The sequence below is a fragment of the Saccharobesus litoralis genome, assembly GCF_003063625.1.
Classification (GTDB): domain Bacteria; phylum Pseudomonadota; class Gammaproteobacteria; order Enterobacterales; family Alteromonadaceae; genus Saccharobesus; species Saccharobesus litoralis.
On sequence record NZ_CP026604.1, the window covers coordinates 4,965,141 to 4,981,281 of the forward strand.

Annotated in this window: 10 protein-coding genes; 1 reads left to right on the forward strand and 9 read right to left on the reverse strand. The window is 41.2% G+C overall.

Annotated elements, in window-relative coordinates:
* The first annotated feature begins 392 nt into the window (after nucleotides 1-392).
* Nucleotides 393-1,631, forward strand: coding sequence for an IS4 family transposase (locus tag C2869_RS18725; RefSeq protein WP_228710816.1), 1,239 nt, complete (start codon nucleotides 393-395; stop codon nucleotides 1,629-1,631).
* Nucleotides 1,632-2,003: 372 nt separating this feature from the next.
* Here the strand turns inward: C2869_RS18725 and C2869_RS18730 are convergent, their stop codons facing one another.
* The 9 genes from C2869_RS18730 to nirB form a co-directional block, all read right to left on the reverse strand.
* Nucleotides 2,004-2,330, reverse strand: coding sequence for a hypothetical protein (locus C2869_RS18730; protein WP_108604379.1), 327 nt, complete (start codon nucleotides 2,328-2,330; stop codon nucleotides 2,004-2,006).
* 105 nt (nucleotides 2,331-2,435) lie between these two features.
* Entirely contained in the window at nucleotides 2,436-3,572 is a 1,137-nt protein-coding gene (locus tag C2869_RS18735; RefSeq protein ID WP_159084235.1) for a DUF481 domain-containing protein, read from the reverse strand.
* A 671-nt stretch (nucleotides 3,573-4,243) separates the two neighbouring features.
* Nucleotides 4,244-5,422, reverse strand: a complete 1,179-nt coding sequence (locus C2869_RS18740) for a phosphoglycerate kinase (protein ID WP_108604381.1) — start codon at nucleotides 5,420-5,422, stop codon at nucleotides 4,244-4,246.
* Nucleotides 5,423-5,456: 34 nt separating this feature from the next.
* Nucleotides 5,457-6,467: an erythrose-4-phosphate dehydrogenase gene (epd, locus tag C2869_RS18745; protein WP_108604382.1), complete on the reverse strand. Its 1,011-nt coding sequence runs from the start codon at nucleotides 6,465-6,467 to the stop codon at nucleotides 5,457-5,459.
* Between the two features lie 343 nt (nucleotides 6,468-6,810).
* The gene (gene tkt, locus C2869_RS18750; RefSeq protein ID WP_108604383.1) at nucleotides 6,811-8,802 is read right to left on the reverse strand and encodes a transketolase; all 1,992 of its coding nucleotides are present in this window, start codon (nucleotides 8,800-8,802) and stop codon (nucleotides 6,811-6,813) included.
* A gap of 319 nt (nucleotides 8,803-9,121) precedes the next feature.
* The gene (locus C2869_RS18755; RefSeq protein WP_108604384.1) at nucleotides 9,122-10,849 is read right to left on the reverse strand and encodes a bifunctional protein-serine/threonine kinase/phosphatase; all 1,728 of its coding nucleotides are present in this window, start codon (nucleotides 10,847-10,849) and stop codon (nucleotides 9,122-9,124) included.
* 596 nt (nucleotides 10,850-11,445) lie between these two features.
* Entirely contained in the window at nucleotides 11,446-12,915 is a 1,470-nt protein-coding gene (locus tag C2869_RS18760) for a NarK family nitrate/nitrite MFS transporter (protein ID WP_108604385.1), read from the reverse strand.
* A gap of 223 nt (nucleotides 12,916-13,138) precedes the next feature.
* On the reverse strand, nucleotides 13,139-13,465 hold the full coding sequence (gene nirD / locus C2869_RS18765; protein WP_108604386.1) for a nitrite reductase small subunit NirD: 327 nt from the start codon (nucleotides 13,463-13,465) through the stop codon (nucleotides 13,139-13,141).
* Between the two features lie 108 nt (nucleotides 13,466-13,573).
* Nucleotides 13,574-16,129 (reverse strand): nitrite reductase large subunit NirB, encoded by a 2,556-nt coding sequence (nirB, locus tag C2869_RS18770; protein ID WP_108604387.1) that lies wholly within the window; start codon nucleotides 16,127-16,129, stop codon nucleotides 13,574-13,576.
* Nucleotides 16,130-16,141: the final 12 nt, after the last annotated feature.

Genomic DNA, 16,141 nt, shown 5'->3' on the forward strand with positions numbered 1-16,141 from the left:
TAAGTCAGTCTTTTGTACATGCAAGCATAAATGATCACCAACCTTGTAGGGTTGAATTTATTCGTCCAACACATGTTTTATGATTAAGCCTTAGTTGCCACTGCCAAATTAGGTGAGGAAGAACGAAATGTACGCATATTGTCAGGGCGTATATTTGGCAAGTTCGCAAGCATAAATGCCAATGCCATTAAGTTAACGATTTTTAGTCGGATTTTTAGTCGATTGGGCTTCGCAAGCTCAGCGCTAACCAACGTTAATTTAAGAAAAGGTGAATGCTGGGGGCAAAAATATGGTAAAATAAGTGCTTAATAATTCGATGATTTTTTTGAAAAAAACGGTTGATCTAATGACACTTATCCCGCAAGAAAATTGTTCAAAATATAGCCAATCTGATAAACAACCCTGAGTTTATTGCTCGTTATAAGTCTTCTCCTAAAGATTTTACTCGTAATCGTTCGTTAACCTTCAGTCACCTTGTCTCTTTTCTGCTGAATTTTGTAAAAGGCTCTGCTGCACAAGAGCTCGATAACTTTTTTGATATCATTGAGCAAATCAATGGTACTTATTCTCACGTAACCGCTTCGGCTTTCACGCAAGCAAGAAAAAAGCTCGACCCCTCGGTGTTCGTTGAATTAAACCGCGTGTTAGTTAACCAATATAGTCAACATTGCCGTCAACGGTGGCATGGGTTTCGCTTACTCGCTGTTGATGGTTCAACTGTCAATCTCCCTGCAACAAAGGAACTGAAAGCCCATTACAATCCAACAGATGAAAGTCGAAAGAGACCCTTAGCCCGCCTGTCTCAGCTCTACGATATCAGTCATCGAATGACGATTGACGCGTGTATTGAGGGACATCACACAGATGAACGCACGATGGCGCTGTCACATTTACCGCATACTCAGCAAGGTGATTTGGTTATCTATGATAGAGGTTACCCAGCGTTCTATATGTTTGCTTATCATCGTCATATCGGTGTCGATTTCTGCATGCGGACGCTTTCCAACTATAACACTCAAGTTCAAAACTTCATTCAATCTGATGAGAAAGAAGAAATGGTTGAATTGCACCCGAATCGGTTTGCCATCCAGCGTTGTAAGGAGCTGGGGGTATCAATAGCACCGCTCAAGGTGAGATTAGTCAGAGTGCCACTATCAAGTGGTGAAACGGAGGTGTTAATGACGTCAGTCGATGAAGACAGATTGCCTTATGAAGAATTTCAACCCTTATATCACAAGCGTTGGGGTGTTGAAGAAGATTACAAAATCATGAAAAGTCGACTTCAAATCGAGCAATTCTCTGGGAAGTCACAGGTCGCTATCGAGCAAGATTTCTATGCAAAAGTCTTAAGTAAAAATATCACCAGCCTTTTCGTCAACGAAGCGCAGAGTACGATTGATGAAACGTTAGCGCATCGCAAGCGGCGCTATCAAATCAACTTCACAGCGGCCCTTAGTGTAATGAAGCAAAACATAATTGTGCTACTTCAACTAAAAGACATCACGTTGAAGATAAACAAACTAATATCTAAAATGCTCCGGCATACCAACGCTATCAGACCAGGCCGCTCTTTTGTTAGAAACGTTAAATTGGGAGCCAAGCATCATATGAATTATAAGCGGCCTAACTAGGCAAAGGCTTAACTTAATGACATTGGCATAAATGCTCGCCTACTTTGTAGGGTTGAATTCATTCGTCCAACACATGTTTTATGATTAAGCCTTAGTTGCCACTGCCAAATTAGGTGAGGAAGAACGGAATGTACGCATACTGTTAGGGCGTATATTTGGCAAGTTCGCAAGCATAAAAACTCGCCTTGTTATATCTATAGTCAAAGCGATCAGGTTTTAGGGGAAGCCGTCAAGCTTCGAATCCCCATGAGCATATGCTCTATTATGTGATTGGGGTTGCCTAAAGGGATTTAGGTAGTAGGACGACGCAGGAGCCAAAGTCGAGAGTAAGCGCAGACAATGAACCATAAAGCTTGAGCGAGAAGACTATATTCAGCGCTGCAAAAAATTATCAATTAATAAAGATAACTGCTCATGCATATGTTCCTCTAACGAGTCTAAATCTTTTTTAAATACGTCGATAAATTGTTCAGCCTTGGCTTTGTCGAGTTTCTTGCGTTGAATTTGGTATTCAAGCTCAGGTAAAGATTTATCGTAACGAGGAATAATGGCCCAGTTAACACACTCTGAGTCGATGCTGCGCAGTGATTTATTAGCGTACTGACAAAAGTCTTCTATATGATCTTTGCCAGTCGGCCCGAGACAACCGGGTTCAAGTCGGTAAATAACCGTTAATTTTTCATGTACGGAAAGCACCATTAGTCACACTCTAAAATGAAAAGCTAACTTATAGTATTTACGATTTTGAGATTTTTTCTAATTTTGTGGCTGATTAACTTCTTGAACTCAACTAATAGTCGAAATTTAAAAGGTATAAACCAAGGTTGCGCCTGTGGTTCTGTCGGTTTTTTCAAATCCTTCCGCGACATCTGAGTTGTGCACAAACTTAATCGATGCTTTAAGGGCCAAAGAGCCGTTAATTTTCGATGTAATCGCGGTTTCAGAAATGGTTTTAGTATTATCTTCGGCATTACCCTCTATGGTTAAGTGTTGCTTAAAATAAGCTGTTTCACTCAGTTTACGTTCATATTTAGCCGCCGAGAATAATTGAAAATAATCGTCAGATATAATTTGTTGTTCAGGTTTACCTTTATTTTCGATCGCGGCTTCAAATGCGATACCCGGACCAACAGATATATCCAAAAACGAATCGTCTGAACGCAATAAACGGGTGTTGTAACCTATCGAGATAGAAGCTTGATAATCAAAACTAGAGAAGCGGTTTTCTGAATACGCCATACGGCCAAAAACAGCTTGGTTTTTATCTGTGTAACCTTTGTAGTTACTTTGTACTGCAATATTATAGCGATGGGCTGTTGTTTGTTTATAAGACTCTTTAACGTTGTTACCATTTAAATCAACAACAATAGCACCTTGATCATCACGCTTGTCGCGTTCTTTTTCATCTTTTTTATACAGCAAGTCAAAATCTAATGATGTTCGAAATAGATTACCATCCCATTCAAAGTCAGTTTTAAACTTAATTAAGGAGCCTGTGTTATTACCTGAGGTATCAGTAACCCCTAACTCGGCAGACGCTCGCCAAGGTAAATCCGTAAATTTATTTTGAAAAGCACTGTTTTTCGGTTTTGGTTTTGTTTGAGTTTTCTTAGGTGCTTTAGAAGGTGCCTTAACCACGCTAGCTTTGGTACTGGCTTTAGTTGTTGTTTTAGAGGCTGATGCTAGCGGTAAGTCAGCTAATTTAGCACACTCTTCCAGAATGGTTTTTTGAGAATTCGTTTGCTCTTGGCTTTCTTGCTCTTGAGAGTCCGCATATAGCTTTATACAAGCCGCATAAGCTTGTAATTTTTCGCTGGTGTATTCAGTGTTATCTGTTTTGGTTTCTGTATCTTTAGGTGCTACCGCGTTTTTTGCAGCTACAGTCTGATTTAGCACTAAAGCAATAAACGACATACAACATAAAAGTTTAGATAAATACACTACCATCACCAACAAACAGGGTTATAAAATAATCAGCTCCAAGGTTATTTTAAAAGATAACGCGGTTTTACACATAGAAGTTTATTAAAATTAGTCGCTATATAAGTATTACAATCAAAATTAGATAAAATATACAACTATATCCCAACACAATATTTACACTTCGCTTTTATGCCCCCTCAACAAAAAAACTAAAAATACAATATATTGATATTTAAGCTCATTTATCGACAATTTCGTGCAAAAACATACATTAAATTGAATAGAAGACAATTTATGCTTTGTGTAATTAGTGAACGCAAGGACCAGACAGATTTTAAAAAAATACGGTTAAGTTTATTTTTTACATAAAAAAAGCTCGGCATAGCCGAGCTTTTTATTAGTTTTACTTACTAATCTTACTATAGGGGTTCTAAACCTCTATTTATAAACAATTAGTATAGTCTTCTCGCTCAGGTCTTATGGTTCATTGTCGGCGCTTACTCTCGACTTTGGCTCCTGCGTCGTCCTAACACCTAAATCCATTTAGGCGGCCCCAATCACATAGTAGAGCATATGTTCATGGGGTCTCGAAGCTTGACGGCTTTGCCTACATGGATGTAGGTACTTAGGTTTCGTCTGGAACTAGAAACCTGCCCCTAAAACCAGATCGCTTTGACTATAGTTAGCGATTAAGCTTCTTTAGCGCGCTGTTCTAAAATTTCAACGGCTGGTAATACTTTACCTTCAACGAATTCTAAGAATGCGCCACCACCGGTAGAGATATAAGAAACATCGTCTGCTAAATCAAATTTGTCGATAGCCGCTAGTGTGTCACCACCACCAGCAATAGAGAAACCTTCGCTCTCAGCAATCGCACGAGCAACCACTTCTGTACCTTTAGCAAACGCATCAAATTCAAATACACCACATGGACCATTCCAAAGAATAGTTTTTGCACCCTTGATGATTTCAGCCGCGCGAGCAGCTGATTTAGGGCCGTAGTCGATGATTTCTTCATCGTCTTGAATTTCGTTTGGTAATTTAACTTCTGTTTTAGAGTTATGATTCCAGTCACTAAACCCTTCTTTAGTCGTCGTTACGTCTTGTGCAAAAACCACTTCAGTTTCTTTGCATAAACGCTGCGCTTCTGGGATTAGGTCTTCTTCATATAATGAGTTACCCACATTGTTACCAGCAGAAGCAACAAATGTATTTGAAATACCACCACCAACAACTAAGGTATCAGCAATTTTCGATAACGCATCTAATACAGTTAGTTTAGTTGATACTTTTGAACCACCAACGATAGCAACTAATGGACGCTCAGGGTTATCAAGCGCTTTAGCTAATGCTGCTAATTCACCCGCTAACAAAGGACCCGCACAAGCAACAGGTGCAAATTTAGCTACACCATGAGTTGAAGCTTGAGCACGGTGCGCTGTACCGAAGGCATCGTTGACAAAAACGTCACAAAGCGCTGCTAATTTTTTAGATAAGGCTTCATCATTTTTCTTCTCACCTACGTTGAAACGTACGTTTTCGAAAATAGCCACTTCACCCGCTTTTGCTTCGTAACCATCAAGGTAATCAGAAACAAGTTTAACTGGGGCATCAATTGCTTTGGCAATGTAATCAACTACAGGTTGTAATGATGCTGCAGCATCAAATTCACCTTCGGTTGGACGACCTAGGTGCGACATAACCATAACAGCTGCGCCCTGCTCTAAAGCCAACTTGATGGTCGGTAATGACGCTTCAATACGTACCGCACTGGTGATCTCGCTACCATCTAATGGAACATTAAGATCTTGACGGATAAGTACTTTTTTACCGTTTAGGTCTAAATCAGTCATTTTGATTACTGACATATCACTTTCCTTCTAATGTGTGTATTTCACAATACTATTTATTTTTAATCATGACTTGAGCAGTATCGAGCATACGGTTAGCAAACCCCCACTCGTTATCACACCAAGCTAATATTTTGACTAATCGTTTATGACTAACACGAGTTTGTGTGCCATCGACAATCGAAGAACGTGGATCATGAGTAAAATCCACGGAAACCAAAGGTTGTTCGGTGTAGCCCAGTACACCACTAAATTGCTGCTGAGCTGCCTGTTTGAGTGCTTTATTCACTAAGTTAATTGTCACATCTTGAGCTAAGGTTACACTTAAATCCATAGCCGTAACATTGGTGGTGGGTACACGCACGGCTATAGCCTCAAAGCGTTCAGCTAAATGGGGCAATATACGCTCAATACCGGCAGCTAATCGTGTATCAACAGGAATAATAGACTGACTTGCAGCCCGCGTGAGCCGTAAGTCATCATGATAGGCATCAATCACTTGCTGATCATTCATTGACGAGTGAATAGTTGTGATGGTGCCGGACTCAACGCCAAAAGCATCATCCAAAGCTTTAATGACAGGTACTATGCAATTAGTGGTACAAGAACCATTAGAAACAATCCTATGGCTTGTTTCTAATGAATCCTGATTAACGCCGTAAATAATAGTGTTATCAACATGGGAATCCGCTGGATGAGAAAACAATACTTTGGTTGCACCCGCTCGAATATGTAAAAAGCCCTCTTCGAAGGTTTTATACGCCCCTGTACATTCAAACACAACATCAATGCCAAGATTATCCCAAGGTAGTTGATCTACGCGCCTTTCGCTTAATAGGTAAACCGTTCGACCATCTACTTTTAAACGCTCACCTTCCACTTCGACTGGATAGCTGAAACGACCATGTGTGGAATCAAATTGCAATAAATGGGCAATGGCTTCAGGTGATGCAAGTTCATTTACCGCAACAACTTGGATCTTTTCTTGTAAGCCATTTTCATAAATAGCTCGAAAGATACTGCGCCCGATACGGCCAAAACCATTAATAGCTATGCGTAAAATAGTGGTTCCCTCAATACAAAGTCATGCTGAAACTAAAGTTAAATAGATGACCAACACTAATATTTGGCAAAACAAATATAAAATCAACTTACATTAATAAAAAAGCCGGTTTCATTACCGGCTTTTTTCTAACTATAAATTGTAAGGCAATTTAAGTAACCAGAACAATAAGCTTTTATTATGCTGGCTATATACTTACAAAATTAACGTTGCATATAATTTTTAGGCAAAGCAATCGATCTTTAGGCAAAGCCGTCAAAGCTTCGAGGCCCCATGAGCTTAGCTTGCTAAGTGATTGGGGCGAGAAGCGACGACAATGCCGCATAAAATTTGATTGGGAAGCCTAAAGAGCCTTAACTTTGGCTACAACATTGTCAACCGTGAAACCAAAGTGTTTAAATAACTCGCCACCTGGTGCTGATTCACCAAATGTCGACATACCAACCACATCGCCGGCAAAACCAACATACTTCGCCCAGTAATCAACGTGTGCCGCTTCAATCGCCACGCGCTTAGTCACAGAACTTGGTAGTACTGACTCTTTGTATTCAGCGTCTTGTGCATCAAACACATCAGTCGAAGGCATAGATACAACATTAACTTTTACGCCATCTGCTGCTAACGCTTTCGCTGATTCAACTGCAAGTGCCACTTCTGAGCCTGTCGCGATTAAAATCACTTCTGGTGTCTCACCACAATCAACTAAGATGTATGCACCTTTTTTGATGTTTTGTACTTGCTCGGCACTGCGTGGTTGCGCAGGTAAACCTTGACGCGAGAAGATTAACGACGTTGGACCGTTACGACGCTCGACTGCGTGTTTCCAAGCCGTCGCTGCTTCAGTACCGTCCGCCGGACGCCATGTCGACATGTTTGGTGTCATACGTAAGTTAGCCAATTGCTCTACCGGTTGGTGAGTTGGACCGTCTTCACCTTGACCAATTGAATCATGGGTGTAAACAAAGATGTTTTGAATACCCATTAACGCTGACATACGCACTGCGTTACGGGCGTATTCCATGAACATCATGAAAGTGGCACCGTAGTTGATGAAACCACCGTGTAACGAGATACCATTCATGATACCGCTCATACCAAATTCACGTACACCGTAGAAGATGTAGTTACCGGCAGCGTCGTCTTGAATACCTTTTGAGCCAGACCATAAAGTTAGGTTTGAACCCGCTAAGTCAGCTGAGCCACCTAGCATTTCAGGTAATAACGCGCCGAAAGCTTCAATGGTGTTTTGCGAGGCTTTACGTGAAGCAATGTTTTCCGCTTTTTCTTGCGTCGCCGCAATGAAGGCATCTGCTTGCTCTGAGAAGTTTTCTGGTAAAGCTTTTTCGATAACACGACGTTTAAATTCAGCCGCTAATTCTGGGTACGCTGCTGCGTAAGCGTCAAACTTGGAATTCCACGCTGCTTCTAATTCTGCCCCTTTTGGCTTGCCATCCCACTCGGCATACACGTCTGCTGGGATTTCAAACGGCGCATGTGGCCAGTTTAAGAATTCACGTGCAGCGGCGATTTCTTCATCACCTAGTGGTGCGCCGTGACAATCGTGGCTACCTGATTTGTTAGGTGAACCAAAACCGATAATGGTTTTAGTACAAATCATGGTTGGCTTGTCTGTTACGCCTTTAGCTTCTTCAATAGCTGCGGCAATCGCTTCTGGGTTGTGACCATCTACATCAGCAATCACGTGCCAGCCGTAAGATTCAAAACGTGCTGGTACGTTCTCAGTGAACCAACCTTCTACGTGACCGTCGATTGAGATACCGTTGTCATCCCAAAACGCCACTAACTTGCCTAGGCCTAACGTACCGGCTAATGAACAAGCTTCGTGAGAAATACCTTCCATTAAACAACCGTCGCCTAAGAAACAGTAAGTGAAATGGTCAACAATGTCGTGGCCGTCACGGTTAAATTGCGCCGCTAAGGTTTTTTCTGCAATCGCCATACCGACAGCGTTTGAGATACCGGCGCCTAATGGACCTGTGGTTGTCTCAACACCTTTGGTGTAACCGTACTCTGGGTGACCTGGCGTTTGTGAATGTAATTGACGGAATTGCTTTAATTCTTCAATCGGTAAGTCGTAACCCGATAAGTGAAGTAGTGAGTAAATAAGCATTGAACCATGGCCGTTTGATAACACAAAACGGTCGCGGTTAACAAAGTCTGGATTTGCTGGGTTGTGTTGTAAAAAATCGCCCCATAATACTTCGGCGATATCTGCCATACCCATTGGGGCACCTGGATGGCCTGATTTAGCTTTTTGCACACCATCCATGCTTAAAGCACGAATTGCATTTGCGCGTTCTTGACGTGACGCCATGACAACTCCTTAAGTGTAATAGTTATTTTTCACTCAATATTTTTTAGTGTGTGATACTGAGTAAATCTTTCGTCTTTATTAATTAATGGGCTAGCCCCAAAATTGCGCGCTATTTTCGCTTACCCGCCCTAAGTTAGCAAATAAATATATGCTATAGGTCATAGCGTAATTTCAGATGTAGGTCATATTTCTTATATAAATGACCAAACCCATTAGCGCACCACGTTAGCTAGCATTAATACTGGAAAAACCAATTATAACCAGCGAAATTGCGGCTATCAGTTTTGATCTCCGACAATAAGATAATTTGATACAGCAATTAATCAAGTCCAAAAGCCAACACAGCAAGTACAATATTACATAAAACTAAAACAAAGCTGGTGGTTTTCCAAAACGCTAACGGGTCGCGCTGCATCAATGGCATATGCTCATGCTTACTGACTAAACTTATGTTTGGTTTTTGAATATCAGCAATGAATTCTGAGAAAGCTTGTTGGCGTTGACTAGGTTGTGGGCTACAGGCTTTTTCAATCGCCAAATCCAACCATTTAGGAATATCATCTCGATAAACCGATAGCTCTTTATACGACCATGGCGTGTAACTGTCGGGAATATTATTACGCAAGTTTTCTAATTTATACGGTAATTTTCCACATAGCATTTCATACATCATAACCGCTAGTGAAAACATATCTGAGCGAAAGTCACCCGTGTGATGCTTTTTACGTTCGACTAGTAATTCAGGCGCAATATAATCTACTGAGCCAACGGGGATATCCTCAGCAATCGGCGATTTAATTTCTTCTAAGCCTTCGACTCTTACCGTACCAAAGTCAATGATCTTAATTTGCCCAAAGCGATCAATAATCACATTTTCCGGTTTAATATCACGGTGTAACATGCCATTACGTTGAAAATGGCGTAAGCCCTTACAGACTTCAACAATAATTTTGCGTACTTGATCAACTGAAGGTTGTGGATTATCTATCATCCATTGGCGTAAGTTTTGCCCATCCAGAAACTCACACAAATGATACATAAAGCGGCTATTTTCACCGCGCGGAAAGACTCGCATAATGTGTGAATGATTTAAACGTTTACCTATCCACTCTTCGCGTAAAAACCCATCGAGATAAGTAGCATCATCATTGTAATAATCACTTGGTGTCTTGAGAACAAACTGTTTGCCGTCTTTATCTTCCACTAAATAAACATGGCTGCGTGTACCAGAGAACAGTACCCGACAAACCTTATAGCCTTCCAGCACCTGCCCCACACTCAACACAGGAGGAATAGCTAACGATGTCACTTGTTTATGTGCCTCGTTAATATCTTCCTCTGGGATCTCATCAACGCGCACAATGACACAAGACAAGTTGTCATCACTACCATTAGTCAGTGCTAGGTTACACAAGGCCGTGGCACATTCTTCAAGGTTTTCATGTTCTTCCAGCGCTTTGTTAACTTCTTTATAGCTAACAAAATTGTGAAAACCATCTGTGGTTAAAAAGAACAAATCGCCTTCGTGCAACTCTACTTTTTGATAATCAACCTCTAAGTGGCTATCTATACCCATGGCTCGGGTTAAAATGTCTTGCTCGCGCGTTGGATGTACGTGATCCCGTGTTAACGCGCGCCAGCGTTTACCTTCGTTACGATAAACGCGACTATCCCCTACATGAAATAAATAAGCTGAGCAAGATTTAAAAATAATCGAGCTAAACGTGGCGACTAACGCATCTTGATGTAAATTACGATTTTGATTATATAACCACGAATTAAGCGCCGTGATCACCCGTACCGCAGACTGCGTAACACTCCATGTATCAGGTGTTGCGTAATAATCACTAATAAATTGGGTTACGGCAATTTGCGATGCCTCTTGCGAGCGCTCACTACTGCTAACACCATCAGCAATCGCCGCTACCGCCCCTTTATGTTTGAGCGTTGCGCCTTGGGCTGTCTTAACCGCAAATGCATCTTGGTTAACCACTTTAACGCCAGCACTCGAATAACCGCCGACTGATATTTTTAATTCTTTTGTCACGCTATGGCTTCCTAATCGAACTCAGCTTGCTAATAATTATTTAATTTTGACCAGTTAAAATATCCCTCGTAGGTCGAGGCTCGCTTCGACAAAACTTGCAATGATAAGCCTATGTCGCCGCTGGAAGCTAAGTCTGTAGCAGCTCTGCTGCTATTGTCGAAATAAATTTCGACCTACGCGGATATAAAGATTCCGTTAAATGTCTGGAACAGTGCACGGCAACCTACATTGCTCTAACCATTCTTAGTATCTCAGTGTTTTCATCTAATCATTTGCTAAATTGCAGGGTCGATTTTACATCGACAAACCTTGTGTTAGCCGAAATAAATTCGGCCCTACAATGGAACGGATCTGTAATCTCGCACGCTTTAAGATGGCTAACAAAACGGGCTCAACATGTCATTACTTTTGTGTCTGAGTACTAGTTGTATAAGCTCTTTAAAAAAACGCATAAAACTAGCCAGCCGCTAACTTACTGTATTTAATAAATTTTAGAAATAGAAAAATACAAACTCACGGCTACAAATTACCCAGCCCATAAACAACAAAAGTCGACACTAGGTCGACTTTTGTTTGGGTAAAATTAATGATTAAGTTTATTTAGAAACTTCAATTAATTCTACTGTACCGTCTTCACGAACTTCTGTCATATGACCAGAAGGCTCTTCCATAAGAAGAAGTGATACGAAACCTAGTACCGCAGTACCTGCGATTACTAAGAAGAATGTAGACGCATCAACCATAGCGAAGATAGTTAAGTAAGTTACCGCACCAACGTTACCGTAAGCACCTGTCATACCAGCGATTTGACCCGTTAAACGACGCTTGATTAAAGGTACTACGGCGAATACCGCACCTTCACCCGCTTGTACGAAGAATGAACAAGCCATAGCACAAACAACCGCAACCCAGATTGGCCATTCAGAGTTGATTAAGCTCATTAAGAAGTAACCAACAGCAAGACCAGCAGTTAAGATAAGAAGAGTCTTTTTACGACCAAACTTATCAGAAATTAAACCACCACCTGGACGAGACATTAAGTTCATGAATGCATAAGCAGATGCTAACAATGCAGCTGTAGTCATTGATAAACCGAATGTATCAGCAAAGAATAATGGAAGCATTGAAACAACCGCTAATTCAGAACCGAAAGTCGCGAAATAAAGGATGTTTAATACAGCAACTTGCTTAAACTTGTACTGGTGCATTTCAGGAACAGGGTTCTTGAACATGTCAGCATTAACTTGATAAGCCTTCCAGCAATCAACAACAAATAAAGCAACTAATGAAGCCCAAGCTAGCTGCATTGCACCTTCAGAGATAAGAGATACACCGTTTGGAGAAAGTTTATGCGCTAATACACCTAGTACGATGTACATAGGAAGCTTCATGATAATTAATAAAGCGAAGTCACCTTTAGACGTAACTTCCATACCACCGATGTTTTTAGGACGGAAGTAAGTAGAACCTTTTGGCGTATCAGATACGTTAGCGTAGTAAATGAAACCAAAAATTAAGCTTAATGCACCTGTGATAGCCACAGCATAACGCCAGCCATCTTCACCACCGAATAATAATGCAATGGTAGGTAGAGTCATAGCACCAGCAGCTGAACCGAAGTTACCCCAACCGCCGTAGACACCTTCAGCTGTACCTAGTTGGTTGTGAGGGAACCACTCACTCACCATACGAATACCGATAACGAAACCCGCACCGATAAAACCAAGTAATAAACGCGATAGTGCTAACATTTCAAATGAGTCAGCAAACGCGAACATAAAACAAGGAATTGAACAAATAATTAGAAGCGCTGAGTATACTTTACGAGGACCGAATTTATCGGTAAGCATACCTATGATAATACGCGCTGGAATGGTTAACGCTACGTTTAAGATAAGTAGTGTTTTTGTTTGAGCCATGGTTAAACCAAAGGTTTCACCAATAACTTTCAACAATGGTGCATGGTTAAACCATACAAAAAAGGTAATAAAGAACGCAATCCACGACATGTGGAGTATTTTGTATTTTCCACTAAAGGAAAATAGGTTGAACTTATCTGTAGTCATTTTTGACTCCTAAAATTTAAATATGTAAAACTTCAAAATTTAAATTTGCTGCGAATCAAAGTTTGTCCAACTTGCAATACTCGCCTCACTCGAAGCCAAATTACAAGGGAGACAAACCCTCATTCTGTCAAAACAACCGAATCTTCGAGCGTAAGCTTCCGCACTGAATTCGCGTTCTCGCTACCCCTTTGTAGCGAGACCGTAGTTTTATAAAAGCAAAAAATTAGTTAGCTAATTGCACTTCGCCTTCGTGCACACGCACGTCATAGCTTTTCACTGAGTTTTCTGGTTCTTCCAGACATTCACCGCTAGCTAATGCAAAATGCTGCTTATATAAAGGTGATGCTACGGTAAACGTACCTTGCACATCAGCGACAATCCCACGTGAAAGCACATTCGCTTTACCAATCGGATCATAATTAGAAATGGCATAAACTTTTTGTTCTGATTTTTCTAAGAAAATCGCCACTTGCTCACCATTGTGTAGTGCGCAAACACCCGTGTTAGGGATTAAATCTTCAAACTGACAAACTGTCGTCCAGCTACTCATTTTCTTTCCTCAAATTCTATTCTTGTGATTAATTCAGCTCTTCGACAGACTCAGGGGGGGAGGGAGCAATGCTCTTACTGAGTCTATCGAAGTCTTGAGCTGAATTAATTAAACCTCAGTGATCTCGATTAATTCGCCTTTGGCCAATTTTGCTTTTTCTTCATCAGTTGCAATACGGCCTTTTTCTTGACCACGCATTTCAACAAAAGCAAGCTTGTCATCAGTTAAGTCTGAGTTAATGAAGTGAGCGAAACGCTTCAAGCGCTCTGGGCTCTCAATTGTCTTCTTCCACTCACACTCATAAGTGTCGATAACTTTAGCCATATCAGCTTCAAGAGATTCACAGATACCTAACTTATCTTCGATAACCACTTCTTTCAGGTAATCTAAACCACCTTCCATGTTATCCATCCAAGTTGAGGTACGTTGTAAACGGTCTGCCGTGTGACAGTAGAACATTAATACACGGTCGATATATTTAAGTAGTGTTTCATCGTCTAGGTCTGATGCAAATAAGTCAGCATGGCGAGGTTTCATACCGCCGTTACCACAAACGTATAAGTTCCAACCGTTTTCAGTGGCGATAACACCAATATCTTTACCTTGCGCTTCAGCACACTCACGAGTACAGCCAGATACACCCATTTTTAATTTGTGTGGCGAACGTAAGCCTTTGTAGCGAAGCTCTAAATTAACGGCCATTGAAACTGAATCCAACATGCCGTAGCGACACCAAGTCGAACCGACACAAGATTTAACGGTACGTAATGATTTGCCGTATGCATGGCCTGTTTCAAAACCAGCATCAACTAAACGGGTCCAGATAAGTGGTAATTCGTGTAACTGCGCACCAAAGAAATCAATACGCTGACCACCCGTAATTTTGGTATATAGATTGAAGTCACGACCTATTTCACCAAGAACGATCAGTTGTTCTGGCGTGATTTCGCCACCAGCAATACGAGGAACAACAGAGTACGTACCATCGCGTTGCATGTTAGCTAAGAAGATATCATTGGTATCTTGCAACTGAATATTATCGTCGCTCAAAATCCATTCGTTGTTCTTAGTGGCCAACATAGAACCAACAGCTGGTTTACAGATTTCACAACCGTGACCTGTACCGTGCTCAGCAATTAGCTCATCGAAAGTGTTGATGTCTTTAGTACGAACAATGTCGAACAATTCTTGACGGGTATAAGCGAAGTGTTCACAAATATCAGTGTTAACTTCTAAGCCCATGCTTTCAAGCGTACTGTTAAGTACTTGACCAACCATAGCAGCACAACCACCACAGCTAGTACCGGCTTTAGTACAAGACTTAAGTTCACCTAACTCATGACAACCTTCTTCAATTTTTGCAACTAAGTCACCTTTAGTCACATCGTTACAAGAACAGATCATCGCTGAATCAGGTAGTGCATCAACACCTAGCGCTGGAGCACCTTCAACTTGCGGAAGAATTAGACCTTCTGGATCACCTGGGATGTCCATTTCTTCTAGTACCATAGGTAGCAATGTTCCGTAGTTTTCTACGTCACCTACCATTACGGCACCTAATAATTTCTTATTGTCTGCAGAAACAACAATCTTTTTATAAATTTCAGCGTTTTCGTTAGCGTAAGTGTAGCTAAGCGAACCTTCTGTACGAGCATGACAATCACCAATACTGGCAACGTCTACACCTAATAATTTTAACTTGGTGCTCATATCCGCACCTTGGAAAAGCTCGTCACCACCTGTGATGTGTGAAACCGCTGCTTTTGCCATGGTGTAACCAGGTGCGACTAGACCAAAGATTTTGCCATCCCATAATGCACATTCACCAATTGCGTAAATGTTTTCATCAGAAGTTAAACATTGATCGTTAATAACGATACCGCCACGTGGGCCAATCTCTAGTTCAAACTGACGTGCTAGTTCGTCTTGAGGACGGATACCAGCAGAGAATAAGATCATATCAGTTTCTAAGTGCGTACCATCTGCAAAGTTCATGCGGTAACGGCTTTCTTCACCAGCAACGATCTCAGTTGTATTTTTGCCAGTGTGAACACCTAAACCTAAGTTTTCGATCTTAGTGCGTAAGAATTGCCCGCCACCTTCATCTAACTGAACAGCCATTAAACGAGGCGCGAATTCAACAACGTGTGTTTCAAGACCTAAGTTTTGTAGCGCGTTTGCCGCTTCAAGACCTAATAGACCACCACCAACAACAACACCTTTTTTGCTAACTTTAGCAGAGGCTGTCATGGCTTCTAAATCTTCAATCGTACGATAAACTAAGCAGTGATCTTGGTCTTTACCTGGGATAGGTGGCACAAACGGATAAGAACCTGTCGCAAGGATCAATTTGTCGTAAGACTCAACTTTACCCGTTTCAGTAGTAATCGTTTTAGCGGCTTTATCAATACCGATAACTTTGTCGTTAACTAAATAACGAACGCCGTTTTCATCATAATACGCTTCTGACGTTAACATTAAATCGTCAGCTGTTTTGCCAGCGAAGTAGTAAGACAGACCAACACGGTCATAAGCCAAACGAGGCTCTTCAGAGAAAGTCGTTACTTCATAATTTGCATAATCAGGGTGTTGGATTAAGGTTTCGATGAACTTATGTCCAACCATACCGTTACCAACAACGATAATTTTTTGTTTCGATGCCATGTTTTCTTTCTC

Excerpts from the sequence above, each read along its gene's own strand:
- C2869_RS18740 (WP_108604381.1), bottom strand. The coding sequence starts at position 5,422 with ATGTCAGTAATCAAAATGACTGATTTAGACCTAAACGGTAAAAAAGTA.
- C2869_RS18760 (WP_108604385.1), bottom strand. The coding sequence starts at position 12,915 with ATGACTACAGATAAGTTCAACCTATTTTCCTTTAGTGGAAAATACAAA.
- tkt (WP_108604383.1), bottom strand. The coding sequence starts at position 8,802 with ATGGCGTCACGTCAAGAACGCGCAAATGCAATTCGTGCTTTAAGCATG.
- nirB (WP_108604387.1), bottom strand. The coding sequence starts at position 16,129 with ATGGCATCGAAACAAAAAATTATCGTTGTTGGTAACGGTATGGTTGGA.
- C2869_RS18730 (WP_108604379.1), bottom strand. The coding sequence starts at position 2,330 with ATGGTGCTTTCCGTACATGAAAAATTAACGGTTATTTACCGACTTGAA.
- nirD (WP_108604386.1), bottom strand. The coding sequence starts at position 13,465 with ATGAGTAGCTGGACGACAGTTTGTCAGTTTGAAGATTTAATCCCTAAC.